General features: G+C 56.0%; 29 protein-coding genes. 4 read left to right on the top strand and 25 right to left on the bottom strand.

The features are described 5' to 3' along the window. Positions 1-82 precede the first annotated feature (82 nt). The 11 genes from rnhA to coxB form a co-directional block, all read right to left on the bottom strand. Positions 83-538, bottom strand: coding sequence for a ribonuclease HI (gene rnhA, locus LB462_RS00145; protein WP_224505421.1), 456 nt, complete (start codon positions 536-538; stop codon positions 83-85). Continuing rightward, positions 535-1,515: a homoserine kinase gene (locus tag LB462_RS00140; RefSeq protein ID WP_224505420.1), complete on the bottom strand. Its 981-nt coding sequence runs from the start codon at positions 1,513-1,515 to the stop codon at positions 535-537. Before LB462_RS00140 ends, rnhA begins: the two co-directional genes overlap by 4 nt. A gap of 2 nt (positions 1,516-1,517) precedes the next feature. Next, the gene (gene ispH, locus LB462_RS00135; RefSeq protein WP_224505419.1) at positions 1,518-2,519 is read right to left on the bottom strand and encodes a 4-hydroxy-3-methylbut-2-enyl diphosphate reductase; all 1,002 of its coding nucleotides are present in this window, start codon (positions 2,517-2,519) and stop codon (positions 1,518-1,520) included. A 50-nt stretch (positions 2,520-2,569) separates the two neighbouring features. Next, positions 2,570-3,370, bottom strand: a complete 801-nt coding sequence (locus LB462_RS00130) for an SURF1 family protein (RefSeq protein WP_224505418.1) — start codon at positions 3,368-3,370, stop codon at positions 2,570-2,572. Beyond that, positions 3,363-3,758: a DUF983 domain-containing protein gene (locus LB462_RS00125; RefSeq protein ID WP_224505417.1), complete on the bottom strand. Its 396-nt coding sequence runs from the start codon at positions 3,756-3,758 to the stop codon at positions 3,363-3,365. Before LB462_RS00125 ends, LB462_RS00130 begins: the two co-directional genes overlap by 8 nt. 125 nt (positions 3,759-3,883) lie before the next feature. Next, positions 3,884-4,762, bottom strand: a complete 879-nt coding sequence (locus tag LB462_RS00120; protein WP_224505416.1) for a cytochrome c oxidase subunit 3 — start codon at positions 4,760-4,762, stop codon at positions 3,884-3,886. Positions 4,763-4,818: 56 nt separating this feature from the next. Continuing rightward, entirely contained in the window at positions 4,819-5,418 is a 600-nt protein-coding gene (locus LB462_RS00115) for a cytochrome c oxidase assembly protein (protein WP_224505415.1), read from the bottom strand. After that, positions 5,415-5,591 carry a cytochrome c oxidase system small membrane protein gene (locus LB462_RS00110; protein ID WP_210283366.1) on the bottom strand — a complete coding sequence of 59 codons (177 nt, stop codon included), beginning with the start codon at positions 5,589-5,591 and terminating at the stop codon, positions 5,415-5,417. Before LB462_RS00110 ends, LB462_RS00115 begins: the two co-directional genes overlap by 4 nt. Position 5,592: 1 nt before the next feature. After that, a complete protein-coding gene (gene cyoE / locus LB462_RS00105; protein WP_224505414.1) occupies positions 5,593-6,537 on the bottom strand; it encodes a heme o synthase in 945 nt (314 codons plus the stop codon). A gap of 61 nt (positions 6,538-6,598) precedes the next feature. Then, positions 6,599-8,251 carry a cytochrome c oxidase subunit I gene (gene ctaD, locus LB462_RS00100; protein WP_114432781.1) on the bottom strand — a complete coding sequence of 551 codons (1,653 nt, stop codon included), beginning with the start codon at positions 8,249-8,251 and terminating at the stop codon, positions 6,599-6,601. 40 nt (positions 8,252-8,291) lie between these two features. Next, positions 8,292-9,137 carry a cytochrome c oxidase subunit II gene (gene coxB, locus LB462_RS00095; protein WP_370637046.1) on the bottom strand — a complete coding sequence of 282 codons (846 nt, stop codon included), beginning with the start codon at positions 9,135-9,137 and terminating at the stop codon, positions 8,292-8,294. A gap of 431 nt (positions 9,138-9,568) precedes the next feature. Here coxB and LB462_RS00090 point away from each other — a divergent pair, with 431 nt between their 5' ends. Both LB462_RS00090 and tldD read left to right on the top strand, forming a co-directional pair. Then, positions 9,569-10,036 carry an invasion associated locus B family protein gene (locus LB462_RS00090; protein ID WP_224506004.1) on the top strand — a complete coding sequence of 156 codons (468 nt, stop codon included), beginning with the start codon at positions 9,569-9,571 and terminating at the stop codon, positions 10,034-10,036. Positions 10,037-10,116: 80 nt separating this feature from the next. Then, the gene (tldD, locus tag LB462_RS00085; RefSeq protein WP_224505413.1) at positions 10,117-11,529 is read left to right on the top strand and encodes a metalloprotease TldD; all 1,413 of its coding nucleotides are present in this window, start codon (positions 10,117-10,119) and stop codon (positions 11,527-11,529) included. A gap of 8 nt (positions 11,530-11,537) precedes the next feature. Here tldD and LB462_RS00080 read toward each other — a convergent pair whose 3' ends face one another. The 9 genes from LB462_RS00080 to aroC all read right to left on the bottom strand — a co-directional run bounded on the left by LB462_RS00080 (position 11,538) and on the right by aroC (position 21,436). Next, complete coding sequence (locus tag LB462_RS00080; protein ID WP_224505412.1) at positions 11,538-12,767, bottom strand: class I SAM-dependent RNA methyltransferase; 1,230 nt, start codon at positions 12,765-12,767, stop codon at positions 11,538-11,540. Between the two features lie 6 nt (positions 12,768-12,773). Then, positions 12,774-13,517, bottom strand: coding sequence for a TlyA family RNA methyltransferase (locus LB462_RS00075; protein WP_224505411.1), 744 nt, complete (start codon positions 13,515-13,517; stop codon positions 12,774-12,776). 5 nt (positions 13,518-13,522) lie between these two features. Beyond that, the gene (gene dxs / locus LB462_RS00070; protein ID WP_224505410.1) at positions 13,523-15,442 is read right to left on the bottom strand and encodes a 1-deoxy-D-xylulose-5-phosphate synthase; all 1,920 of its coding nucleotides are present in this window, start codon (positions 15,440-15,442) and stop codon (positions 13,523-13,525) included. 75 nt (positions 15,443-15,517) lie between these two features. Beyond that, positions 15,518-16,456, bottom strand: a complete 939-nt coding sequence (locus tag LB462_RS00065) for a pirin family protein (protein ID WP_224505409.1) — start codon at positions 16,454-16,456, stop codon at positions 15,518-15,520. 71 nt (positions 16,457-16,527) lie between these two features. Then, positions 16,528-16,782, bottom strand: coding sequence for an exodeoxyribonuclease VII small subunit (locus LB462_RS00060; RefSeq protein ID WP_112527307.1), 255 nt, complete (start codon positions 16,780-16,782; stop codon positions 16,528-16,530). Between the two features lie 3 nt (positions 16,783-16,785). Further along, positions 16,786-17,712 carry a histone deacetylase family protein gene (locus tag LB462_RS00055; protein WP_224505408.1) on the bottom strand — a complete coding sequence of 309 codons (927 nt, stop codon included), beginning with the start codon at positions 17,710-17,712 and terminating at the stop codon, positions 16,786-16,788. A gap of 121 nt (positions 17,713-17,833) precedes the next feature. Continuing rightward, the gene (locus LB462_RS00050; protein ID WP_224505407.1) at positions 17,834-19,117 is read right to left on the bottom strand and encodes a cystathionine gamma-synthase family protein; all 1,284 of its coding nucleotides are present in this window, start codon (positions 19,115-19,117) and stop codon (positions 17,834-17,836) included. Positions 19,118-19,221: 104 nt separating this feature from the next. Further along, positions 19,222-20,325: a 3,4-dihydroxy-2-butanone-4-phosphate synthase gene (gene ribB / locus LB462_RS00045; RefSeq protein ID WP_224505406.1), complete on the bottom strand. Its 1,104-nt coding sequence runs from the start codon at positions 20,323-20,325 to the stop codon at positions 19,222-19,224. A gap of 16 nt (positions 20,326-20,341) precedes the next feature. Then, a complete protein-coding gene (gene aroC, locus LB462_RS00040; protein ID WP_224505405.1) occupies positions 20,342-21,436 on the bottom strand; it encodes a chorismate synthase in 1,095 nt (364 codons plus the stop codon). Positions 21,437-21,605: 169 nt separating this feature from the next. On the opposite strand from aroC, the gene LB462_RS00035 reads away from it, so the two are divergent. Beyond that, complete coding sequence (locus LB462_RS00035; protein WP_112527297.1) at positions 21,606-21,860, top strand: DUF1344 domain-containing protein; 255 nt, start codon at positions 21,606-21,608, stop codon at positions 21,858-21,860. Here the strand turns inward: LB462_RS00035 and LB462_RS00030 are convergent, their stop codons facing one another. The 4 genes from LB462_RS00030 to LB462_RS00015 all read right to left on the bottom strand — a co-directional run bounded on the left by LB462_RS00030 (position 21,861) and on the right by LB462_RS00015 (position 24,775). Continuing rightward, complete coding sequence (locus tag LB462_RS00030) at positions 21,861-22,451, bottom strand: histidine phosphatase family protein (RefSeq protein WP_224506003.1); 591 nt, start codon at positions 22,449-22,451, stop codon at positions 21,861-21,863. A 13-nt stretch (positions 22,452-22,464) separates the two neighbouring features. Continuing rightward, a complete protein-coding gene (gene fabI / locus LB462_RS00025) occupies positions 22,465-23,283 on the bottom strand; it encodes an enoyl-ACP reductase FabI (protein ID WP_114432770.1) in 819 nt (272 codons plus the stop codon). Between the two features lie 92 nt (positions 23,284-23,375). Beyond that, positions 23,376-24,299, bottom strand: a complete 924-nt coding sequence (locus tag LB462_RS00020; protein ID WP_224505404.1) for a DnaJ C-terminal domain-containing protein — start codon at positions 24,297-24,299, stop codon at positions 23,376-23,378. 125 nt (positions 24,300-24,424) lie between these two features. Further along, positions 24,425-24,775 (bottom strand): RT0821/Lpp0805 family surface protein, encoded by a 351-nt coding sequence (locus tag LB462_RS00015; RefSeq protein ID WP_224505403.1) that lies wholly within the window; start codon positions 24,773-24,775, stop codon positions 24,425-24,427. Positions 24,776-24,945: 170 nt separating this feature from the next. Here LB462_RS00015 and pdxH point away from each other — a divergent pair, with 170 nt between their 5' ends. Continuing rightward, positions 24,946-25,557, top strand: coding sequence for a pyridoxamine 5'-phosphate oxidase (pdxH, locus tag LB462_RS00010; RefSeq protein WP_224505402.1), 612 nt, complete (start codon positions 24,946-24,948; stop codon positions 25,555-25,557). Here the strand turns inward: pdxH and LB462_RS00005 are convergent. Beyond that, positions 25,554-26,306, bottom strand: a complete 753-nt coding sequence (locus tag LB462_RS00005) for a crotonase/enoyl-CoA hydratase family protein (protein WP_224505401.1) — start codon at positions 26,304-26,306, stop codon at positions 25,554-25,556. The genes pdxH and LB462_RS00005 overlap by 4 nt on opposite strands. Between the last annotated feature and the right edge of the window lie 30 nt (positions 26,307-26,336).

Genomic DNA, 26,336 nt, shown 5'->3' with positions numbered 1-26,336 from the left:
GGCCCTATCGCCGGGCCTCGCGAAATACCGGCCGCAACGTATCGCCATCCTTGCGCGCCGCGCACCTCTTCACGTGATATGCTTAAACTTGCGGCATTCGCTTTTGTTTGAAAGGAGCCATGCCAGCGCGCGCGAGTTCGTCGGCACGTTCATTCTCCGGATGACCCGCATGCCCTTTGACCCAATGCCAGACCACCTTGTGGCGCTTGCGCGCCTCATCCAGCGCCTGCCAGAGTTCGGCATTCTTCACCGGCTTCTTCGCGGCAGTTTTCCAACCGTTACGCTTCCAGCCGTCGATCCAGCCAGAAATACCATCGCGAACATAGACCGAATCCGTATAGAGATCGACCTGGCAGGGTTCCTTCAGGGCATTCAAAGCCGAGATCGCCGCCATCAACTCCATACGGTTGTTGGTCGTGTCGGCTTCACCGCCAGAGAGTTCCTTTTCATTGCCGTTCCAGCGTAGAACCGCGCCCCAGCCTCCCGGGCCGGGATTGCCGGAGCAAGCGCCATCGGTAAAAGCCTGAATCTCCTTCACACTTTTGACCCTTCCAGGATAAGCCCGTATTCTTTTGCCGACCTGATCTGGCGGTGAAAGCGCATCCGGCGGATGTATTCCATCGGGTCTTTTTTGACGACGAGGCTGCCTTCCGGCGTGTTGAGCCAATCGTACAATCTTGTGAGCATGAAACGCAGCGCCGAACCGCGTGCAAGGACAGGCAGGCTTACCGCTTCGTCCGCCGAGAGCGGGCGAACAGAATTGTAGCCTCGGAGCAAGGCTGTGCCCTTGGTCAGATTGAAGGAATGATCCTTTTCAAAGCACCAGGCGTTCAGGCAAACGGCCACATCGTAGACAAGCAGATCGGTACAGGCGAAATAGAAATCGATCAGTCCCGACAATTTGTTTCCCAAAAAGAAGACGTTGTCTGGAAAAAGGTCGGCATGGATCACACCCGAGGGCAAGTGCGACGGCCAGTTTGACTCGAAGAAGGCAAGATCGGCCTCGGTCTCCTCGGCAAGGCCCGGTTCAACCCGACCGGCACCGGCCTTGGAATTATCCCATAGAGGCCGCCAGCCTTCTACAGAGAGCGCATTGGGGCGGCGCATGGGGAAATCTTCCCCCGCGACATGCATCCTCGCCATTGCCTCGCCCAAGGCAAAGCAATGCTGCACGGTCGGGCGGCGCATCCACATGCCTTCGAGAAAGGTTACGATCGCAGCAGGCCGACCAGCCAGTTCGCCGATGCTTGATCCGGACTTCTGGTTCACTGGCAAAGGACAGCGTATCCCCTTGCCCGCCAGATGTCGCATCAAACCGAGAAAGAACGGCAGATCGTTGCTGTTCACACGTTTCTCGTACAACGTCAGAATGAACGATCCAGTGCTGGTATGCAGCAGATAGTTGGAGTTTTCGACGCCCTCGGCAATGCCCTTATACGAAAGCAGCTCGCCGATATCGTAGTCTTTGAGGAAGTGCGCCAAGTCGATTTCATTGATGTCGGTATAGACGGCCATTATCAGCGGCTTCCGTTGACGAATGCCATATCGGCGCTCGTCAGTTCCACGTCGCGCAGATCCCGCATCACATGGAAATTCTCGGTCTCGATGGTTGTTTCCGCGAGTTCGATCGACACGATATACCGCTCCGAAAAGGACTGAATGATTTCGTCAACGATGATCTCCGGAGCTGAAGCTCCGGCGGATAATCCGACCACCGAAATGTTGCCGACCTTGCTCCAGTCGATGTCGCCGGCTCGTTGAACCAACAGAGATTGTACGGCCCCCGACCGTTCGGCGACCTCAACCAGTCGCTTTGAATTGGAAGAGTTCGGAGCCCCCACGACGAGAAAAAGGTCGCAGCCTGGAGCCGCGGCTTTCACAGCGTCTTGGCGGTTCGTCGTGGCGTAGCAGATCGATTCTGCAGCTGGTGCCGTCAGCGCGGGGAAGCGGCGCTGTAACGTCGCGATGATCCCGGCAGTATCGTCAACGGAAAGTGTTGTCTGCGTCACGAAGCCGAGGTTATCGGGATCCTCGGGGACATAGGTCTCAGCTTCGGCGATGGTTTCGACCAGCGTGACCGCACCTTCGGGCAATTGACCCATCGTACCGATGACTTCCGGATGGCCAGAGTGACCGACGAGGATGACGTGGCGGCCAAGCCGCTGGTGGCGCATCGCCTGCTTATGAACTTTGGAGACCAGCGGGCATGTTGCATCCAGATAGAAAAGGTTCTTGCTTTGCGCATCGGAGGGAACCGATTTCGGCACACCGTGCGCGGAAAAGACAACAGGCTGATTGCGATGCTCCGGAGGAATTTCGTCAAGCTCTTCGACAAAAACCGCTCCGCGAGCCTGCAAGCCTTCGACGACGTAGCGGTTGTGCACGATCTCATGGCGAACGTAGACAGGCGCGCCATGTTTCTTCAACGCCAAAACGACGATCTGGATGGCGCGATCCACACCGGCGCAAAAACCGCGCGGTCCGCACAGGCGGATTGTCAGTGGTTTCTTGTCAGCCATCGTGTCGTGTCTCATGGAAGCGTTACAGTGCTGTTGGAATTGGGCGGCAATCAACGCGAAGTCAAGTCCGAAGCTTCAGATTGGCTGGGATCAGGCTCGTTTGGATCTTTGGGATGGTATCGTTGCCAAAGCGAAATTCCCGCGACCGCAAGCAGTGTCGCGGCGAGGCCATACCAGGTTACCGCGTATTGCAGGTGGCTGTTTGGCAGATCGATGATCGTTACGCCGCCGACCGGTAGCCCCCCGGGATTTGGCGTCTTGTCGGCATCGATGAAAAAAGGAACCAGCTTGTCATCTGCAATGCCCGACTGTCCCGCCATCGTTGGCAGGTCTTTCCAATAGTAGATATTGGTCATGAGGTCGTTGTTCGGCACGATCGACGAAGGCTTGTCATAAAGCGGATTGCGCGCAAGCCCCGTTACAACCACCTGTCCCTCAACTTCACCTTCGGGCCGTGTCACGGAATTCTTCTTGTCATAGGGAACAAAGCCGCGATTGACAAAGACTGCGCGACCATCATCAAGCAAAAGCGGCGTATAGACGTAGAACCCGGAAGTGCCGTCATAGGTCGCGAAATAGTGACGCTCGCGATCATTAAGCAGCCGGCCGGTCACTGTCACTGTCCGGTAGTCGACATCCTTTTCAGCCGCCCAGACTTTCTCTATCTCGGCGAGCGAAGAGGGCTTCGCATGCGTTCGAGCATCTATCTCCGCCAGCAGGCCTTCCTTCCAATAGAGACGTTCGACCTGCCATGTCCCGAGGGCGATCAAGATTGCGAAAACGATTGCACCCAGAACAACTTTTATCCACGGGAAGCGGTTGCTTGGTAAAGGTGTCACGCGCTCAGTCATGGCTATCCAGCGTATCAAGCCGACCCTCTGCGGCTTTATGCTTGTACTGCAAGGCTATCAGAATGCCCTTCATCCAGCGGAGGGCCGTAAGGCAGAGCACGAGGGCCAAGGGTATCCACAGGATAAAATGCAGCCACAATGGCGGATCGAGCGTCACCTCCATCCAGAGGGCAAGGCCGACGACAATGAAGCCGATCAAGAGCATCACCAGAACTGCTGGGCCCTCGCCTGTGTCAATGAATGAATAATCCAGCCCACAACTGGAACAGTGCTTCGCCGGCGCGAGGAACCCGTCGAACAGCTTCCCCTGCCCGCATCGAGGACAGCGTGCTTTTACACCGGCAGCTACGGGGTCAACTGGTGGGTAAAGCGCCGTGTCTTGATTCATGGTCATGTGCCTCAAGGCCGGAGGGGCTTTTGCAGTAAGTATATCGGATGGTCGCGCAGGAATGTGCTGAAAAAGTGAGAGCGGCCGTGTTTCCACGACCGCCCGCAAATTTTAGACAAGTCCGCTTATTCCACGGCTATCGGAGCACCCCAGGATGCCCATACATAGATCGAGAAGAACAGGAACAGCCAGACCACGTCAACGAAGTGCCAATACCAGGCCGCAGCCTCGAAGCCGAAATGTTTGGTCGGTGTAAAGTCCCCCCGGAGCGAACGAAGCAAGCATACGGCGAGGAAGATGGTTCCAATGATGACGTGGAAACCGTGGAAACCAGTCGCCATAAAGAATGTTGCACCGTAGATCGAATCCTTGAACGCAAATGGAGCGTGAATGTATTCGTAGGCTTGCACTGAGGAAAAGAGCAGACCGAGCAGGACGGTGAGCGTCAGGCCCCTGATCAGGCCCTTGCGATCATTGTGGATCAGAGCATGGTGCGCCCATGTGACCGTCGTGCCGGACAAAAGCAGGATGACAGTATTATAAAGTGGCAGGTGCAACGGGTCGAGAACTTCAATACCCTTCGGGGGCCATACACCGCCGGTGAATGCTGTCCGCGCTACTTGCGCTGCTTCCCCGGGGAAAAGACTGGCATCGAAGAACGCCCAGAACCAGGCAACGAAGAACATCACTTCTGAAGCGATGAACATGATCATGCCGTAGCGCAGGTGCAACGACACAACGCGTGTGTGATGGCCTTCCTTGCTCTCCTTGATCGTGTCGGACCACCAGCCGTACATCGTATAAAGAACGATCATTACGCCTATGAGCAGGATCCAGGGACTTGTGAGGTTAGCTCTGAAAAGGACAAGCTCGCCGCCACTGTGGTAACGCATGAAAGCGATGCCGCCGATTGCAAGAACAAACGCGCCAACCGAGCCAAGAAATGGCCATGGGCTAGGATCGATGATGTGGTAATCGTGGTTCTTTTGGTGCGTCTCGGCCATTCTAACCCTCGCAAGGTCTGTTCATTGGTTTTGACACCGGGCTAAGCCGGCGCAGTTTAGAGTTGTCCCGATGTACCATTCTTCTTGACCTCGGTATTGGCAGCAACGGGTGCTGGCATAGGGATCGGGAAGAACGTGTAGGATAGAGTGATTGTGTTGACGCCCTTCAGCTCAGGCGCATTGACGATGTCCGGATCGACAAAAAAGACGACCGGCATTTCCAGATCTTCACCTGGCTTCAGGACCGTATCCGTGAAGCAGAAGCACTCGACCTTGTTGAAGTAAGCACCTGCAGCCTGCGGCGTCACGTTGAATGACGCGCGCCCCGCGGTCGGCTTGTCGACGATGTTCTTCGCCTCATATTTGATCAGCTTGGTTTCGCCGATATTCATCGTGACTTCGCGCTGTACAGGCTCGAACTGCCACGGCAAACCACCAGACGTATTGGCGTCGAAACGCACAGTGATTTTTTTGTCAAGAATTGTATCGGACATCTGTTCGACGCGCTGGGTCGTGCCACCATATCCTGTGACCTGGCAGAACATGGCGTAGAGCGGGACGGCAGCAAACGCCATACCCACCATGCCGAAGAAGAAGGCGAGGCAAGAAATCGCGATCGTCCGGTCGGAAACCTTGCGCTTCGGTGCATCGCTCATTGTGCGGGCCTCGTTACGGGCGCCGTTTGCGAAGAGTGATTGGCCCCGATTTTGGCCCATGTCCCGACATAGACAACGACGACAAACGCGGCCAACGCCAGCGCGAGCGCCAGGGAGCGACTGCGCTGTGCCCGCTTCTGCTTGTCCGTGAGAGTTACCATGTCGTTGCTCATATCAAACACCAGCTACCAGAAATGCCTTGCGCACCAGAATCTCGCCGAGGAGCACCGCATATAAACTGAAAAGATAGAAAATGGAGAAAGCGAACATCTTCTTGGCAGGCTTCAACATCGCATCGCCAACAGGAGCACGCCATACAGTGAAGGCCGAAGCAAGAAAGGCGCAGCCCATTACTATGGCAAACAGGCCATAACCTGGCCCCGCGAATCCCATGATCCAAGGGAGGACACCAACTGGTGCTACCAGCAAAGTATAGAGAAAAATCTGAAGCTTCGTCGATGCAGGCCCTGCGACATTGGGCATCATCGGAATTTTCGCCTTCTCATAGTCATCCGACATGAAGAGCGACAAGGCCCAGAAATGCGGCGGCGTCCACAGGAAGATGATGAGAAAAAGGACGATGCTTTCCATGCTCACGGAATTCGTGACTGCCGCCCAGCCGATCATGGGCGGAAACGCACCCGCTGCTCCACCGATAACGATGTTCTGCGGCGTCGAACGCTTCAGCCACATCGTATAAATGACAGCATAAAAGAAGATCGTGAATGCCAACAGAAATGCCGAGAGAAGATTGACGAACAGGCCGAGCGTTACGACTGAAAAGGCCGAAAGCAGGAGGCCAAACGTCAACACCTCGCCGCGCGAGATACGTCCCGCAGGGATCGGCCGCTTGGAGGTGCGCTTCATAATGGCGTCGATGTCGGCATCGTACCACATGTTGAGTGCACCTGAGGCGCCTGCCCCGACTGCAATACAAAGGATGGCGATTGCGGCCAAGACGGGATTGATCTGGCCAGGAGCAGCCATCATCCCAACGAAGCCGGTAAAGACGACCAAGGACATGACGCGTGGCTTGAGCAGCGCAATATAATCCGATGCATTGGCTTCCGAGAGGCCAATACTCGCATCAAGATTTGCGTTTTTCTCAATCAGTGCCATTTGATCCGTCTTGTTTTATTCAATGCCGGGACAACCTCTGGTAGTCCCGGCATTGAAGCGTTTACTTGATGCGCGGGAGCTGTTCCCACTGGTGGAATGGCGGCGGCGATGACAGCTGCCATTCGAGTGTCGTTGCGCCCGCACCCCAAGGATTGGCTCCAGCCTCACGCTTCTTGGCGAACGCTTCGAATACGCCGAAGAGGAAGATCAGGACGCCAACGCCAGAGATGTACGAACCGATCGACGATACTTCGTTCCACCCTGCAAAAGCATCAGGGTAATCGATATAGCGGCGCGGCATGCCGGCAAGACCAAGGAAATGCTGCGGGAAGAAAACCAGATTGACGCCAATGAACATCACCCAGAAATGCGTGTGGGCAATTTTATGGTTGTACATGTAACCGGTCATTTTCGGGAACCAGTAGTACCAGCCGGCGAAGATGCCGAACACTGCGCCCAACGACAGCACGTAGTGGAAATGCGCAATCACGTAATAGGTGTCATGCAGCGAACGGTCGAGACCGGCATTGGCCAACTGAACGCCCGTCACACCACCAACGGTGAACAGGAAGATAAAACCAATCGCCCAGACCATTGGCGGCTTGAACTCGATAGATCCACCCCACATCGTGGCGATCCAGGAGAAGATCTTGACGCCAGTTGGAACCGCGATGACCATTGTGGCGAAGACGAAATAGCGCTGCGTATCGAGTGACAGGCCCACTGTGTACATGTGGTGGGCCCAAACGATAAACCCGACAACACCGATGGCAACCATGGCGTAGGCCATTCCGAGATAACCGAAGATCGGTTTACGCGAGAATGTCGAAACGATGTGACTGATGATGCCGAAGGCCGGCAGAATCATGATGTAAACTTCAGGGTGACCGAAGAACCAGAACAGATGCTGGAACAGGATAGGATCACCGCCACCTTCGGGCGCGAAGAACGCCGTGCCAAAGTTGCGGTCGGTCAGAAGCATCGTGATACCACCCGCCAAAACCGGGAGCGCCAGCAACAGCAGAAACGCCGTGATCAGGACCGACCACGCAAATAGCGGCATCTTGTGTAGTGTCATGCCGGGAGCGCGCATATTGAAGATCGTGGTGATGAAGTTGATGGCACCGAGGATCGACGACGCGCCGGCAATATGAAGCGCAAGAATGGCAAAATCCATTGCCGGGCCAGGCTGACCTGATGTCGAATATGGCGGATAGATCGTCCAGCCACCGCCCGTGCCGAAGCCACCGGCAGGGCCCGGAACGAACATCGACAGTATCAACAACAGGAGTGCTGGCGGGAGCAGCCAGAACGAAATATTATTCATGCGCGGGAAGGCCATGTCCGGAGCACCGATCATGATCGGAACCATCCAGTTGGCGAAACCGCCGATGAGCGCAGGCATGACCATGAAGAAGATCATGATCAGACCGTGTGCGGTCGAAAACACGTTGTACATCTGTTTGCCGGCGTCGATCGCCGCATCGCCTTCAAAGCCATAGACCATGGAGGCCAGACCATGGAAAATCTGGATGCCCGGCTGTTGCAACTCGGCGCGCATGGCGATCGAAAGCGAACCACCGATAAGACCAGCTATGATCGCGAAGATCAGATACAGCGTACCGATGTCCTTGTGATTGGTCGAATAAACCCAACGCGTCCAGCCTGTAGGCTTGTGAGCGTCGTGTGCTTCGTGAGCTGCAGAACCTGCCATCAAAGTGCTCCCGTTCCTCAATAAATCGCGTAAAGCCGGCTTAGTTGCCAGCCACGCTTACATTCTTGTCTGCGTCAATTGCTGCGGTCAGCGTCTTGTAGGCACCCGGAAGATCTTTCCCGGCGGCAGTAAACCACGCATTGTACTGATCCTGTGAAACGACATGGATCGCAATCGGCATGAAGGCATGATCCTTGCCGCAAATCTGCGAGCACTGACCGTAATACATGCCTTCCTTGTCAGCCTTGAACCATGTCTCGTTGCTGCGGCCAGCAACGGCATCCATCTTCACGCCAAAGGCAGGCATGGAGAACGAGTGGATGACGTCAGCACCAGTGACGAGCAAACGTACGGTCGTATTAACAGGGACGACCATTTCATTGTCGACCGCCAGCAGGCGCGGGTAGGCCTGCTTGTCTTCCTTCCCGGCAGCGGCGCGGTCAGTCTCTTTCAACATGACGGAGTCGAACGAAACAGGGGCTTCGCCGGCCTGATATTCGTAACCCCAATACCATTGATAGCCGGTGGCCTTGATCGTCAGCTTCGGTTCTTCGGGCGAATACTGCGCCGTCAGCAATTGGAAGGAAGGAATTGCCAGGAAGAGAAGAATGACGACAGGGCCCACGGTCCAGACGATCTCAACAGCTGTATTATGGCTGGTCTTTGACGGGACCGGATTGGCGCTGGCGCGATAGCGATACATTACCCAGGCCAGCAGCGCCATCACGAAGAGCGTAATGGGAACGATAAACCACAATGTATAGCGTTCAAACCACTCGATCTGTTCCATAATGGCAGAAGCTGCCGGTTGGAAAGTCATCTGCCAAGGCTCGGGCTGGGCTGCATAAGCAGTGCCGGCACTCAACAGGCCACTCAGGATACCCATCAGCGTGACAATATTCTTCTTCACCTAGAAATCTCCCGAATGAAGCATTGATTCCATAGAATAAGACTGGGCAGCGTGATGGCCCGATGTATGGCGCGTTCAAACCACACATTAGCTTACATCGCAAGGAAGGCGAACGTGATCTCATGCGGCATTTTTGCGCGCGGCTTTCCAGCCGCAAGCCCCAGACCACTCGAAGCAGCAGTTTTTTCGTTCTTGCAGCTGTTTTGCAGCACACAGGGCCATTGGGCTCACAATCCGGCCATTTTTCGGCTACACCACATCTCATAAGCCGCGCTATGCTGGGGAGCGTTTGAGCGGCATTCTTTTCATCCGGGGCGGAGCGGTTTAACGTCTGGATGATTCGTTTTGGAGCCTACATGTTCTTTTTCGCGCTACGTAGCATCGCTGCCGGTCTGCTTGCCCTGTCAATGACTGTCGTTGCGGGCGCCGCAATGGCTGCGCAGCAAAGCGGCACAGTCAAGTCCACCCATGGCGCATGGTCGATTCTATGCGATACGCCGGCGGGTGCCAAATCGGAGCAATGCGCGCTTATCCAGAACGTCGTCGCGGCGGATCGCCCGGAAATGGGCCTCTCCGTCGTCGTTCTGAAAACTGCGGACAACAAAGCGAAGATCTTGCGCGTCCTTGCCCCCCTTGGTGTACTCCTGCCCAACGGCCTTGGCCTCAATGTGGATGGTAAGGATATCGGCCGCGCTTACTTCGTTCGTTGCTTCGAGGATGGTTGCTATGCCGAGGTCATTCTGGAAGATCAGCTTGTCCAGACGCTAAAGACCGGCAAGGCTGCGACATTCATCGTCTTCCAGACACCGGAAGAAGGTATCGGCATTCCGGTCGAACTTAATGGGTTTGGCGAGGGTTTTGACGCACTTCCATAAGTTTCGAGGGAGTTTGCGGTTGTCGAAAGGGCTGTGAAGGCCTACATCCCGTTCACACCATTTGAACCGGACCCATTCTCATGAAAAGTCTCATCGACAGTTTTGATGCGCCGCGCGACAAAATCCTCGAAATCGTAAAGCAGAGCCTCGACGGAGCGGATGATGGCGAACTCTTCATCGAATACAGAGAATCAGAGGGTCTCGCCTTTGACAATGGCCGGCTGAAAAACGGTTCATTCAACCAGGACCAGGGTTTTGGCCTGCGCGCCGTGGCCGGTGATTCAGTCGGTTATGCGCATGCGGGCGAGTTGTCGCTAGGCGCATTGAAGCGTGCCTCGGATGCAGCTTCGGCGGTAAGGACTGGCTACGCCGGAACTTATACCGCAGCGCCGCCCGGAACGAACCGGAGCCTCTACAGCGACGAAAATCCGCTTGGCTCTCCGAGTTTCGAGGCGAAGGTGAAACTGCTCCAGGAGATTGATGGCTATCTTCGGGCAAAGGACCCGAAGGTGCGGCAGGTTTCGGTCTCGCTTGCGGCTTCATGGCAGCAGGTAGAAATTCTGCGCGCCGATGGACATTTTGTGCGCGATGTTCGCCCCATGGTTCGACTTAACGTGTCCGTTGTTGTCGGAGATGGCGACCGGCAGGAAAGCGGAACTTATGGCGCAGGAGGCCGCAAGGGCTTCGGCGAATTCATCGTCGCGGATAAATGGCAATATGCTGCCGATGAAGCACTACGCCAGGCACTGGTAAATCTCGAAGCAATCCCTGCGCCCGCTGGTACGTTTGACATCGTGCTTTCCAGCGGTTGGCCGGGCGTGATGCTTCACGAAGCTGTAGGCCACGGTCTTGAGGGTGATTTCAACCGGAAGAAAACGTCTGCCTTTGCCGGTTTGCTCGGCCAGAAGGTAGCCTCGAAAGGGGTTACCGTTGTCGATGACGGCACCATCTCCGAACGTCGGGGCTCACTGACTGTCGACGACGAGGGCATGCCAACCAACAAGACTGTGTTGATCGATGACGGCATTCTTGTCGGCTACATGCAGGATCGGCAAAACGCTCGCCTGATGGGAATGGAGCCAACCGGCAACGGACGGCGCGAATCCTACGCTCATGCACCGATGCCGCGCATGACCAACACATATATGCTTGGCGGCGACAAGACGCCGGAAGAAATCATCGCCTCGGTCAAGAACGGAATCTATGCCGTTTCCTTCGGTGGTGGCCAGGTGGACATCACCTCCGGCAAATTCGTGTTCGGCTGTACCGAGGCCTACATGATCGAGAATGGCAAGATCGGTGCGCCCGTCAAGGGCGCCATGCTGATCGGCAATGGGCCCGACGCGATGCAACGCATTTCAATGATCGGCAATGACCTGCAGCTTGATACGGGCATTGGCAATTGCGGTAAGGGCGGTCAATGGGTGCCAGTGGGTGTCGGCCAACCACATCTGCGTATGGATCAGATGACTGTAGGCGGAACGGCGGTCTAACTAGATCCCTATTTTTTGCTGAGCAAAGCCACCACTTCGACGTGCGATGACCAGAGAAACTGATCGATTGGCACCACGCGGTCGATTTTATAGCCACCCTTGACGAGGATGCTCAGGTCGCGGCCGAGGGTGACGGGATTGCACGAGATCGCCGCAACTTTCGACACGGTGGATTTCGCGATCTCAATTGCCTGTGCTTCCGCGCCCGCACGCGGCGGATCAAAAACGAGACCCGCATACGGCTTCAGTTCCCGCGCCAGAAAAGGTCGCCGGAACAAATCACGGCGCTCCACCGTGACCGGCTTGAGACCCTGAACATGCCGGATGCTACGGTCTATCGCATCAACGGCGGACTGCTCGCCCTCAACAGCATGGACTGCTGATTTTTCTGCCATCCTGAATGTGAAGGTGCCCGCCCCACTAAAGAGGTCGATCGTCTTCTTTGCCTTGGCCAGATGCCCAGTAACCAATGCAGACATGGCGACCTCGGCTTCCAAGGTCGCTTGGAGAAAGCCGCCAGCGGGTAGAAAAACTGGAACTTTACCAAACTGAACAATGGGCTTTCGTGGCTCGACGATGATTTCGCCTTCAAAGCTCAGTCGGGCAAAATCCTTTTTGATAACCAGCGCTGTCAGCGCCTGACGTTTGGCGGCGTCGAGTGCGCCACACCCTGATGCCACAATATCCAGGCCTGAAGCCGTGGACGTGACTGTCAACTTGAAGGGTTTCATACCGCCACCAAGAACAGCTACGAGTTCGCGCAGATCGTCAAGACGCGAAACGATTTCCGGCACTGTTACTGGACATTCCGCAATATCCACCAGTTCGTGACTGAGATGCTTGTTGAAACCGAGTACGGCACCCCTCTCACTCGTGCGGACGGCAAAAACTGCACGGCGCCGGGTCTGCGGGGCACACGGCACAAGCGGATCGAGCGTGAACGCGAACCCCCGGCCCGCAAGCGTATCGTGGACGAGCGATCTTTTCCAATCGCGATAAGCGCTGTCCTGCCAATGCTGCAAGGTGCAGCCTCCGCACTCCTCAAAGTGGCGGCAGGCGGGCGCAATGCGCTCGGGCGATGGTTCCAACAGCGCCACAAGCGTGGCACGGCCATTTTCCAGCGCCACATTGGCAACCTCGCCGGGCAACGAAAACGGCACATAGGCGCTTCCCGCCGAAGTGGCGGCAATGCCGTCACCGCCGGCGCCCATCCGTTCGATCGTTACGCGCGTACTCATATGATTTTACTTCTCAATCGTGGCTTTCAGGCCGGTCAGCAGAAACTCGCGATTGCCATCACCGCCCTCTATGGGCGAAGGGCAGTACCCAAGGGCTTTCCAGCCCGGCAATCCATCCAACCAGTTCCTTAGATCATTTGCGACGCGTTCACCATCCTTCGGATCGCGCAAAATGCCGCCTTTCCCGATAGCTTCGCGCCCGGCCTCGAATTGCGGCTTGACGAGAAGAACGCAGTGGCTACCAGGCTCTGCCAGATCCAAGGCCGGTGGTAGCGCAAGTTTCAACGATATAAAACTGACGTCAGAAACGACGAGATTGATCCTGTGACCACCAAGATGCTCGCGGACCAATTCCCGGGCATTGAGCATTTCAAGATTGATGACACGTGCGTCAGCCTTGAGACTCTCATGCAGTTGGCCATGACCAACATCGATAGCGATCACGGTATCTGCACCGCGCTCGAGCAAAACCTGCGTGAAACCACCGGTGCACGCACCGATGTCGAGAGCAGTGCAATCTTTCACATCGATGGCAAAATGATCAAGACCGGCAACAAGTTTCAACGCTGCGCGCGAGACATAGCTACTGGCGGGATCATCGGCAAGGACTGCTGCGTCGATGGAAACCGTGGTGCCCGGCTTGGTGATGACAAAACCGTTGACTTGCACCGTGCCGCGTATGATGGCGTCGCGTGCCCGTGACCTGCTTGCAAAAAGCCCCTTATCAACCAGAAGCTGATCGAGCCGCATCAACGTTACGCGCGAGCTGGCGAAATAATGTGCTCGCGGCCAAGTGCGCCAAAGACCGTTCGCACGATGCCGGCACTGTCAAGCCCTGCACGCACGTAGAGCGTTTCCGGTTTAGCGTGATCGAGATAGAGGTCTGGCAATGTCAACGTGCGGACACGAAGGCCGTTATCCAGCAACCCGTCGCGGCTCAAGAAATGCAGAACGTGCGACGCAAAACCTCCAATGGCCCCCTCCTCCACCGTAACGAACACCTCGTGCTCCCGCGCCAGACGGCGAATCAATTCCTCGTCCAGCGGCTTGGCAAACCGTGCGTCGGCAACGGTCGTAGAAAGTCCCGCCGCATCCAACTCATCTGCGGCAGCCAAACATTCTTGCAGGCGGGTGCCAAACGAGAGCAATGCGATCTTCGACCCTTCACGGACAACTCGGCCTTTGCCGATCTGTAGAACCTGTCCACGCTCGGGCAAATCGATACCGACACCGTCACCGCGAGGATAGCGAAACGAGATCGGCCCTTCATCATACTCGACAGCCGTGCGCACCATATGACGTAACTCGGCCTCATCAGATGCGGCCATGACAACGAAGCCCGGCAACGCAGCCAGGAAACCCGTATCGAATGAGCCGGCATGGGTCGCGCCGTCGGCACCGACCAGCCCCGCCCGATCTATGGGAAAACGTACCGGCAAGTTCTGCAGTGACACATCATGCACCACCTGGTCGTAACCACGTTGCAGAAACGTCGAATAGATCGCGGCAAACGGCTTTAAGCCTTCGCTTGCGAGACCTGCTGCGAAAGTCACGGCGTGCTGCTCCGCAATACCAACATCGAAGGTACGTTCCGGGAAAACTTCCCCAAAAAGGTCGAGACCGGTTCCGCCCGGCATCGCTGCGGTTATGGCAACGATCCTGTCGTCGTGACGCGCTTCCTCGATCAGGCTCGTGGCAAAAACCTTCGTATAACTTGGCGCGTTGGCGGGCGGCTTCGCCTGGGCTCCGGTGATAACGTCGAATTTATTAACACCGTGATATTTGTCCGCAGCTGCCTCGGCCGGAGCGTAGCCCTTGCCCTTTTGGGTAACGACATGGATCAGAACCGGGCCATCCATCGTATCGCGGACGTTCTTCAGTACGGGCAACAGATGATCGAGATTGTGCCCGTCGATGGGCCCGACATAGTAGAAGCCAAGCTCTTCGAACATCGTTCCGCCGGTCCAGAAGCCACGCGCATACTCTTCCGAGAGGCGCGCCTTTTCTTGCAGGAATTTCGGCAGTTTCTTGGCAAGCTGCTTGGCGGTTTCGCGAAATGAACGGTAAGCGCGCCCCGAAACGAGACGGGCAAGATAGGCGCTCATCGCCCCGGTGGGCGGTGCAATGGACATGTCATTGTCATTGAGAATGACGATCAGCCGCGCATCGAGAGCTCCAGCATTGTTCATCGCCTCATAGGCCATGCCTGCCGACATCGCTCCGTCGCCTATCACCGAGATCACGTTGCGCTTCGTGCCCGAAAGATCGCTGGCAACCGCCATTCCGAGGCCTGCGGAAATGGACGTGGACGAATGGGCAGCGCCGAAGGGGTCGTACTCGCTTTCGCTGCGCTTGGTAAATCCGGAAAGCCCGCCTTCCTGCCGCAGGGTGCGGATGCGGTCGCGCCGGCCGGTTAATATCTTGTGCGGATAGGCCTGATGGCCGACGTCCCAGATGATCCGGTCATGCGGCGTATCGAAAACATGATGGAGTGCGACGGTTAGTTCGACGACCCCAAGCCCGGCCCCGAGATGGCCGCCCGTGGTCGAAACCGCATCAATCAGTTCGGTGCGCAGTTCCTGCGTCAGGTGAGGCAGATCGGATTCCGGCAGTTGGCGCAAATCCAAAGGAACTTTAACGCGATCAAGCAGTGGTGTTTCAAAATTCTTGGCCAAAGCGCAGGTTCCAATTCCAAGCTCAATTCTTGCCGTTCCCTAAAGGAAAACCAGCCGACCAGCAAGAAGCGGAGTTTACCGCTCCATGGGTCGGTTTTCAGGCAGCGGTATGAATTCTTCCTCGTCGCCAGGAACGATATCGAAACGGCCCGTGCGCCATTCTTCTATTGCCTGCTCGATCCGCTCCTGGGATGAAGACACGAAATTCCACCAGATATAGCGCTTGGATGGCAGAGCAGCACCTCCAAACAGCATGAAGTGCGCGCCTTGCGGTGCACGAACAATAATCTCGTCACCGGCGCGGAACACCAATAGACGGTCCGCCGGGAAGTTCTCTCCTGCCACTTCTACCGAGCCGTCCAGCGTATAGATGGCCCGCTCTTCGGCGATGTTTGCTGGCAATTGGATATGGCTCCCCGGATCGAGCCGAATGTCCACGTAAAGCGTTTCCGCATGCTGTTTGACGGGAGAACCAGCCCCATGGAACTTGCCCATGACGATACGCGCTTTCATACCCGCTTCGCGCAGTACCGGCAGTTCACCTACACCTGTATTGGCAAAGGCCGGGTTGATTTCCTCCAGATGATCTGGCAGCGCGAGCCAGGTCTGCAGCCCCGAGATCGGCAACGGCTCGGTCCGCAACTCCTCCGGTGAACGTTCTGAATGAACGATTCCGCGGCCAGCCGTCATAAGATTGACGTCACCAGGTTTGATGACCATCTCCGTGCCTAGGCTGTCGCGGTGACGTATGTTCCCGTCGAAAAGATAGGTCACAGTCGAAAGACCGATGTGCGGATGCGGCCGCACATCAAGCGCGTCCGTCGGGCGAAGGATCGCCGGACCCATCCGGTCGAAGAAAATGAAGGGACCGACAAGTCGGCGCTTGGCGCTCGGTAGGGCACGCCGAACTTCGAGCCCGCCAATATCGCTGGTGCGCGGGATAATTAGCGTCTCGATTGCATCGATTGCGACTAAGTCACCTATCTTGGGATCTGGGCAGGGGGAAAAACTCATGCGCGCTACTCCGAAGGGGTCGGAGCCTTAGCATAGCGGTTCTTCATGGTGCTGAACAGCATCGCTGTGCTTCACTCCGGATCGAGCGGCTCTGTGCCGACGGGTTCACCGTTACGGCCAAGGCGGATTTTCTGCACCTTGTCTTCAGCAGCGCTCAAGAGCGTATCGCAATGCTTCTTGAGGGCTTCGCCCCGCTCATAGATCCGGATCGACTGTTCAAGTGGCACATCACCACGTTCCAGATCATCGACTATTTTTTCCAGCTGATCGAGCGCCTGCTCGAAGCTCATGGCAGCGATATCGGAATTGTTCTCTACATCGGCCATGCTTCATCCTCCCATCAAGCGTCTTATATGCGCGCCCGCCGAGAGCGACATACCCTTGAGGTCGTAGCCGCCTTCCAGAAGGCTGACAAGGCGGTTTGACGCATAGCTCCCAGCTCTTTCCATCAGGGCACCGGTCGCCCAGTCAAAATCGTCCTCGTTCAGATTTATTTCAGCCAACGGGTCACGGTGATGGGCATCAAAGCCGGCAGAAACAATAATCAGCTCCGGCCGAAACTCATCGATAGCGGGGAGAATACGCGTGTTAAATGCTTCTCTGAAATGGTCGCTGCCGGTCTGCGGGCTGAGAGGCGCATTGATGATATTGCCAGCACCCGTCTCGTCCTTGGCTCCGGTGCCGGGATAGAGCGGCATCTGATGCGTCGAACAGTAAAGCACCGACGGATCATCCCAGAAAATGTCCTGCGTACCATTGCCGTGATGCACGTCCCAATCAACGATCGCAACGCGTTCGACGCCATGAGCTTTTTGGGCGTGCCTGGCGGCGATCGCGGCGCTGTTGAACAGACAAAAGCCCATGGCTTTGTCCCGCTCTGCGTGGTGGCCGGGGGGACGCGAAGCCACGAAGACATTGTCCGCGACGCCTGTGAATACGTCATCCACAGCGGCGTTCGCTGCGCCGATTGCGGTCAACACCGCTTCCCAGCTTTTGGGGCTTACAGTCGTATCCGAATCGACTCGCGTCAGCCCTTCTTCAGGGATGGTATCGCGGACACGTTCAATAAACGTTTGGGGATGCGCATAAAGGATCGTTGTTTCGTCGCCCATTGGTGCCTGGACGCGATCCAGTGCATCGAAGGTGCTGTCCTCCAGCACCTTATTGAGCGCGCGCAATCGATCCGGCCGTTCAGGATGCCCCGGAGGTGTCAAATGTTCCAGATAAATCGGGTGCGAATAAAAACGGGTTACCATGAAAGCTTTCTGCAACAGCAAAAGGGCATGAGCATGACCGGACAGTCACGCACAAATTGCACCAGCTACCCGCTGTTGTACAAGAGACAAGTCAGCGAATTCTACCGTACGAGCCGATTGGTCAAGCTATGCTCAATGCCTGCGTCAGATCGGCAATCAAGTCATCCGGATGTTCGATGCCGATCGACAATCTTATTGTTGAATCCAGCACGCCAATGCGCTGGCGCACGTCGATGGGAACGCCCGAATGAGTCATCGTTGCCGGATGGCTGGCGAGCGATTCCGTACCCCCAAGGCTGACCGCCAGTTTTAATATCTGCAATGCGTTGAGGAACTTGAAGGCCGCCGGCTGTCCACCCTCGATGTCAAATGAGAAAGTCGAGCCAGCTCCGGTGCACTGAGCGGCAAACGTTTTACCGAGGGGTGAAGACGCGTCGTGATATGGCAGATAGTGTATTTTCTCGACCTTCGGATGATCGCGAAGGAAATTGGCAATGGCCAAGGCGTTATTGTCGGCCTTTTCCATGCGAATACTGAGAGTTTCGAGTGATCGGCCGAGCATCCAGCAGGAATGCGGATCGAGTTGCGTGCCGATTGCACCACGCAGCGCCTTAACCTGTTTCATCACGGCTCTTGATCCGAGCGCCGCTCCGGCAATCAAATCGGAGTGGCCGCCGACATATTTTGTCAGTGAATACAGCGAAATATCCGCGCCGTGCTCGATTGGCCGTTGGAATACAGGGCCAAGCAATGTGTTGTCGCAAGCGATTATCGGGCGATGGCCCTGTCTTTCGCCAATCGCCTCGGCGATCCGGCGGATCATTGCCACATCAACCAGGCTGTTGGTTGGATTGGCAGGCGTTTCGATCAGGATCACGGAGACACGGCCCTTCTGCATAGCCTGGTCAGCGGCAGCTTGTACCGAAGCTTCGTTCACGCCATCAGCGAAGCCGACCGCTGCAACGCCCATGTTGAGGAACGTCTTGGCGAGCAGCGTTTCGGTGCCGCCATAGAGCGGCTGCGAGTGCAGGATCGAGTCGCCCGGACGGACGAAGGCAAACAGGGTCGTGGCAATCGCCGACATTCCCGAGGAAAAAACCGCACAGCTTTCCGTGCGCTCATAGACGGCCAACCGGTCCTCGACGATTTCGCTATTGGGATGATTAAAACGTGAGTAGACCAGACCAGCCGCCGTACCGGCTGGCGGTTCCTTGCGACCAGAGACAAAATCGAAGAAATCCCGGCCTTCTTCAGCGGACTTGAATACGAAGGTCGAGGTCAAGAACACAGGTGGTTTGACAGCCCCCTCGGATAGTTCCGGATCGTAGCCGTAGTTCAGCATCAGCGTCTCAGGATGCAGTTCGTGATTGCCGATATGCGTTTTGGAGGGATGGGGAGCGGTCATGGCAGTCTCCTCGCTGAATGAACCTATCCAGCGAGATTATAGCAAATCCAACGACCATTCCTTGCTATTTTGAAGCGGACTTCGCAAGAAGCGAGAGCCAGTTTTCAAATAATATCGGTCTTGGTGATCTGGATACCAAATCCTTCGAGCCCGACATAGTGCCGTTCGCGCGAAGACAATAGACGGATCGATGTGATGCCGAGATCCTTCAAAATCTGGGCACCAAGCCCGATCTGACGCCATTCCTCTTCGCGCACGCGCGCTTCCGCATGGACTTCGCGCTCCTGCAACGCTGCCCGATTGCGGTCATCATCCCGGCCAACACCGACCGATCCTTCGCGCAGATAGACAATAACTCCGCGCTTTTCCTCAGCGATGCGCTTCATGATACTGTCAAGCGTGTTGCGGGCGCCGAATACATCGCTCAGCACATCCTCACGCTGCAGGCGAACAGGAACATCCTCACCATCGCGAATATCGCCATAAACGATGGCGGCATGGTGCATCGGCTCCCAAGGCAGTGCGTATGTTATTGCCTTGGCACGTCCGGCGCAGGTATCGACCTCGTACTCGCCAATTCGCTCGATCAGGGTTTCCTTGCGCTGGCGATAGGCAATGAGATCGGCGACCGTTACCTGATGCAGCTTATGAGTTTCGGCGAAGCTTGCGACCTGGGGGCCGCGCATAACCGAACCGTCGTCGTTCACCAACTCGCAAATAACCCCGACGGGCGGGAGTCCCGCCAGCTTGCAAAGATCAACAGCGGCCTCTGTATGGCCGGAACGCATCAGTACGCCCCCTTCGCGGGCAACCAGCGGAAAAATATGGCCGGGACGCACGAAATCGATGGCACCGGCGTTCGGATTGGCAAGGTTTCTGGCTGTCAACGTGCGATCTTCAGCCGAGATACCGGTCGTCGTGCCATGTTTGTAGTCGACAGTGACAGTAAACGCCGTCGAATGGGGCGCATCATTGTCGGCCACCATTGGCGCGAGATTCAAACGTTTGGCGTGCTCGCGGGTCATCGGCGTGCAGACAATGCCTGAAGTGTGGCGAACGATGAAGGCCATCTTCTCGGGCGTACAGTGAACTGCGGCGACGATCAGATCACCTTCGTTCTCGCGGCCGTCATCGTCCATGACAACCACGATTTCACCGCGTTCGAAAGCGCGTAGGGCATCGACGACCCGTTTTTGATTGTAGGCCATATGAGCGTCCCCTTGCTTAGATACGGCCGGTTTGGCCGCGATGTCTGAGATAATGATCTGCGATGGCGCACGCCACCATTGCTTCACCGATCGGCACGGCACGTATACCGACACATGGGTCATGTCTGCCCTTGGTCATGATATCGACTTGATTGCCATCCGCATCAATACTCCGGCGCGGCGTCAAAATCGATGATGTCGGCTTGACGGCAAAGCGCGCGACGACCGGTGCGCCGCTGGAAATGCCGCCCAGAATCCCACCGGCATGGTTGGACAGGAAAATTGGCTTTCCGTCGTTACCCATGCGCATTTCGTCAGCGTTTTCTTCACCGGTGAGTCTGGCAGTGTCGAAACCATCGCCAATCTCTACGCCTTTCACGGCATTGATCGACATGAGGTAGCTGGCGATATCCTGATCAAGCTTGCCGTAGACCGGAGCACCGAGACCTGCAGGAACGTTCTCCGCCACGACTTCAACAACAGCACCAATGGAAGACCCTGCCTTGCGAATGCCGTCCAGATAGTCCGCGAATATGTCGACCGACCCCGCATCCGGTGTGAAGAATGGATTGTTGTTTACCTCATCCCAATCCCAGCGGCCGCGGTCTATGGTGTGTATTCCCATCCCAACCAGCGCTCCACGCACAACGAGACCGGGCACAACCTTGCGCGCTATGGCGCCGGCGGCAACGCGCGCAGCGGTTTCACGCGCCGAAGAACGCCCACCACCCCGATAGTCGCGTATCCCATATTTGACATCATAGGTGTAATCGGCGTGACCCGGACGATACTGGCGAGCAATATCGCCGTAATCCTTCGAGCGCTGATCGGTGTTCTCGATCATCATCGAGATCGGCGTCCCCGTCGAAATCATGGTAAGGCCGTCATCTTGCAGCATAACGCCGGAAAGCACGCGGACCTGATCAGGCTCACGACGTTGCGTCGTATATTTCGACTGCCCGGGCCTGCGCTTATCGAGGTACGACTGGATTTCCGCTTCCGTAAAGGAAATACCCGGAGGGCAGCCATCGACCACGCATCCAAGCGCAATTCCATGGCTTTCACCCCATGTGGTGACGCGAAAAAGATGACCGAAAGTATTGTGCGACATAAGCGTATCCGACGTTTTGTCAGGGGGTTTTATGAGCGTTTACTCCTGTGGTCAAACCCGCCGTTGAAATTCCTTTATCCCACACGAAAAAAGCAATTGTTTTGCCACAAATGGAAGCTCTAACTTGCGTCATTGACCGGCATACAGATTTGATAATAGGGGAATTCAAATGCGCTTCATCGTAGCAACGTTCATGTTCATCGCCTCCCTGCTTCCGGTCGGCGCTCTTGCGGACGATGCGCAAGGTACAATCACCAAGATCGATGAAGACAATTCGACCATTACTCTCGACGATGGCAAGGTCTATAAATTGCCCGGCGAATTTGACCTGAGCGTTATCGAGCAGGGTATGAAGGTTACGTTGATGTTCGACGTGGTCAACAAGGAACGCTTCATCACCGACATCGAAGAGACCACCGAGTAGCTACAGCCAGGTAAGGTGACCATCCTCCAGACGCAGAAGTTGATCCTGTGTGATAAGAAGATTGGCAGCATCGTGGCCGTCAAGTTTCTCGACCATACGGAATATCGTTCTCAGGCAACCGCCATGGGTTACGCAAACCGTGGGTCCCTTTACCTCGGCTAACCAACTTGCAACACGAACACTCAATGTCGCATAGCTCTCGGCGGTGTCCCCCGGTGGGACGAAATTCCACTTGTCCCGCCCCCGTTCTTCTACAAGCTCCGGCGTTTTGGCTGCGATGTCTTCAATCATGAAGCCCTGCCAATCTCCGAAACTCACTTCCATCAGGCGTGGATCGGTATGGTAGTTCTTGGGATCGAGACCCATGCGGGTACGGATTCGCTCCATCGTATCGCGCGTGCGCCGCAAAGGGCTGGCAACGAATTCGAAGCCCGCCCCATCGCCGATCAATGATTTCAGCAGATCACCATTGCGATCGGCCTGGGCCCGGCCACGCGCATTCATATCGACGTCTGCTTGACCCTGGATTCGTTCGGCGACGTTCCAATCCGTCTCGCCATGACGCGAAAAGTAGATCACCGAGCCACGCAGAATCACTTGAACTTCAATCCTTGACGACAGAAATATCCGGTGCGTCGACTGCTTTCATTCCAACGACATGATAACCGCTATCGGCGTGATGGATCTCGCCCGTAACGGAGCGCGACAAGTCGGAAAGGAAATAAAGACCCGCATCACCGACTTCCTCGATCGTCACAGTGCGTCGCAGTGGCGCGTTGTACTCGTTCCACTTCAGGATGTAGCGGAAATCACCGATGCCGGAAGCAGCAAGGGTTTTGATCGGGCCTGCGGAAATCGCGTTGACGCGAATATTGTCGGGTCCGAGATCGACAGCCAGATATTTGACGCTCGCCTCAAGCGCGGCCTTGGCAACGCCCATGACATTATAGTTCGGCATGACCTTTTCTGCACCGTAATAGGTCAGCGTCAGGATGGAGCCGCCATCCGTCATCAGCTTCTCCGCCCGCTTGGCAACCGCCGTTAGCGAAAAGACGGAAATCAGCATTGTCTTTGTGAAGTTGGCTTCCGACGTGTCGACGTAGCGACCGGTAAGTTCGTCCTTGTCGGAGAAACCGATGGCATGGACCAGGAAGTCGATCTTGCCCCAATGCTGCTCGAGCGCAGCAAAGCAGGCGTCGATGGTCGACGCATCCGAAACATCGCAATGCCCGCATAAAAAAGCGCCGAGCTCCTGTGCGAGCGGCTCAACGCGCTTTTTCAAAGCATCGCCCTGATAGGTAAATGCAAGTTCGGCACCTGCGTCGTGCGCTGCCTTGGCAATGCCCCAGGCAATCGACCGATTGTTGGCGACACCCATTATAAGGCCGCGTTTACCCTGCATCAAACCAGTTTTGGCGGTCATATACCAACCCTTCATGAGACTTATGATTGATGTGGGGTATCGCACAGCCCGCGCCGGGCTTCAAGCGCGGTATCTAATCTGGTTTTGGATTTTCAATGACTGGAATCGCGTAAAAAGGCTTCCAAAGCTGGATCCCCATGTTCCGGCAACATGATGCGGACGTGAGCGAACAGATCGCCATGGCCATCTGGCTTCTTTGGCAAACCCTTGCCCTTCAGCCGTAAAACCCTGTCGGAACTGGTCCACGGCGCGACTTTGACGGCTACACGGCCATTGAGGGTTTCAACTTCCTGCCGCGAACCGAGGGCAGCGTCGCTCAACGAAACCGGAAGTTCGACATGCAGATCCCTTCCCTCGACCCGAAATTTCGGATGCGGTTTGAACCGCACTGTGACTAAAGCATCACCAGCGGTGCCTCCAGGAACAGCTTCTCCCTGTCCTTTCAAGCGAATCGTTTGACCGTTTTCCACCTGTGCGGGCAGTTTGATAGCCAGCCTTTTGCCGTTGGGAAATATTGCTTCAACCTTTTCGGCGCCAGCTGCCTGCTCAAGGCTGATATCGATAGTTGCCTGTAGGTCGGCACCTTTGCGTGGCCCCGCGCGACGCGTGGCCCCGCCAAAGCCGCCCATGCCGCCGGTTTCGCCAAACAGGCTGCTCAATATGTCTTCGGCACCTAGGCCAGATGTCCCGCCGCTCCGGAACTCGAAATTGCCCGGACGGCGCCCGCCACCAAAACCCGCAAACGGGTCGCCGCCTGCACTCGAGTAACCTTCAAAGCCCTGCGGTGCGCGCTGCTTGCCTTCGGCGTCAATCTCGCCCCGGTCAAACTGCCCGCGACGCTCCTTGTCACCAACGATTTCGTAGGCCTGATTGATTTCGGAGAAATTTGCCTGCGCCTTTGGGTCATCCTGATTCTGGTCAGGATGATATTTCTTGGCGAGTTTGCGAAACGCCGATTTAATTTCCTCGGGCTTCGCCGTCTTGGCGACGCCCAACACGCTATAGGGATCGCGCATGTGTCTGCCTTTCTTCGCAACGGAGCGAGATGTCTTGGGATTCCGCTGCTATATGCTCACGAATAGGAAGAAATTCCAGAGATTTGAGACGAAAAAGTTGAAAAATGGCCCAGATTCTTCATGTGCTACATAGGCGCGAAAGATTTCAACGTCCACTGCCCGCCATTTTGCATGCAGGTCTCGCCCTTGTAAATCATGACCCCGTCAAATGACTCGCGCGAAGTCTGGAACTCGCGGCAAAGACCGGCGTCGTCTTTCTTTTCAGCAATGGTCGTTATTGTACCTTGGCTGCCCGTCTCGGGATTCGACCAAGGAACCGGCTTGTTGCCCCACTGGGTGAAATTCAGCGCCGAGACGATGTTGCGCACAGTCATTTGATCCGACGAGCCCTTGGCGTCGACAGGTTGTGCAGGAGCGACCGACCCTGTTACTGTTGCCTGATCCGGAGCCGCTTTCTCGATGCTGAAATCCTTCATGGCGCATCCCGACAACAAGCATAGGGCGACACCAACGGCAAAGCCCGGATAAGGCCCATGCCAATGCTGTTTTTTTGCACCAAATTTCTTGCTATCAGATTGTAGAAACGCCAAACACATATCTCTCTTTAACAAGGTCAATCCGAAATGACTATGGGACTATGGATTAAATGAAGTTAACAACAGATGACTTCACGGAGAAATCCGAGCCGTTCGCGCTTTTCGATGAATGGCTGGCGGAGGCAGGCAAGACCGAGCCCAATGACCCCAATGCTGTCGCGCTGGCAACAGTGGACAATGAAGGATTGCCAGATGTTCGCATGGTACTCCTCAAGGGCTTTGATAGCCAAGGCTTTGTTTTCTATACAAATTTCGATAGTCAGAAGGGCCAGGAAATCTTGGGGTCCATGAAAGCGGCAATGTGCTTTCACTGGAAATCGCTTCGTCGTCAAGTGCGCATCCGCGGGCCCGTCGAGATCGTCAGCAGAGAAGAGGCCGATGCCTACTATGCAACGCGCCCTCGCGGAAGCCGTATCGGCGCCTGGGCATCAAAACAATCTCGCCCCCTCGAAAGCCGGTTTGCGCTCGAAAAGGCCGTCGCCGAATACACCGCTCGTTACGCTATCGGTGAAATTCCGCGACCTGACTATTGGTCGGGGTTTCGCATTCGGCCAACGTCCATCGAGTTCTGGCATGACCGGCCGTTTCGCTTGCATGACCGGGTGGTCTTCAGCCGTCTTACGCCGGAAGGCGACTGGGGCAAGACAAGGCTCTATCCTTAGCCTTTCTTTCGCGTGAGAAAGGCCATCAATGCGCCCCGCGCCTCCTCGGACTGGAGACGCTCGGCGAAAAATTTTGCCTCGAGCTTGATGCGTTCGACAACATCTTCTCGCGGCATCCGCAGAAGATCGCGTGAAATCTGCATGGCTTCCGGTGGCTTTGCTGCAATCTCGGCCGCCACACTCAAGACTGTGCTTTCCAGTTCCTCTGTGTCGACCAGCTTGTAGACCAGTCCCGCCTCTTTGGCTTCAACCGCGTGCAATCCTTCGCCCATGGCCAGGAAAGCAAAAGCCCTTTGGTGGCCCATCAATACCGGTCCAAGCAAACTGGATCCCGCTTCCGGTACCAGTCCGAGATCGACAAACGGCGTCTTGAAGTATGATTGCGGTGTAGCGAACGTCAGATCGCAATGGAAATGAATCGTGGTGCCGACCCCAATCGCAAGGCCGTCCACGCCTGCCAGAAGCGGCTTCTTCGCGTTGACCAGCGCAATCAGAAAATCAATGACTTCGCTGCCCATATTGCCAGTGGTGGCAAAGGCCATGAAGTCCTGCAGGTCATTGCCGGACGAAAAGGCTCCTGGCACGCCAAAGAACACGTGTGCGCCAATCGAGGCGTCGGCATCGCCGCTGAGTATCGCCTCTCGCATACCTGTATACATGGCCCGTGTAAGTGCGTTTTTCTTCTCCGGCCGGTTCATCCGGATGATCTGGACTGCGCCATGGCGTTCGATTTGAATATGGTCGGACATGGATTTACCTTATGAGACGAGAGTCGAACG

This window comes from Phyllobacterium chamaecytisi (assembly GCF_020164455.1).
GTDB classification, from domain to species: Bacteria; Pseudomonadota; Alphaproteobacteria; order Rhizobiales; family Rhizobiaceae; genus Phyllobacterium; species Phyllobacterium chamaecytisi.
This window is presented reverse-complemented; position numbering and strand designations above follow the sequence as displayed.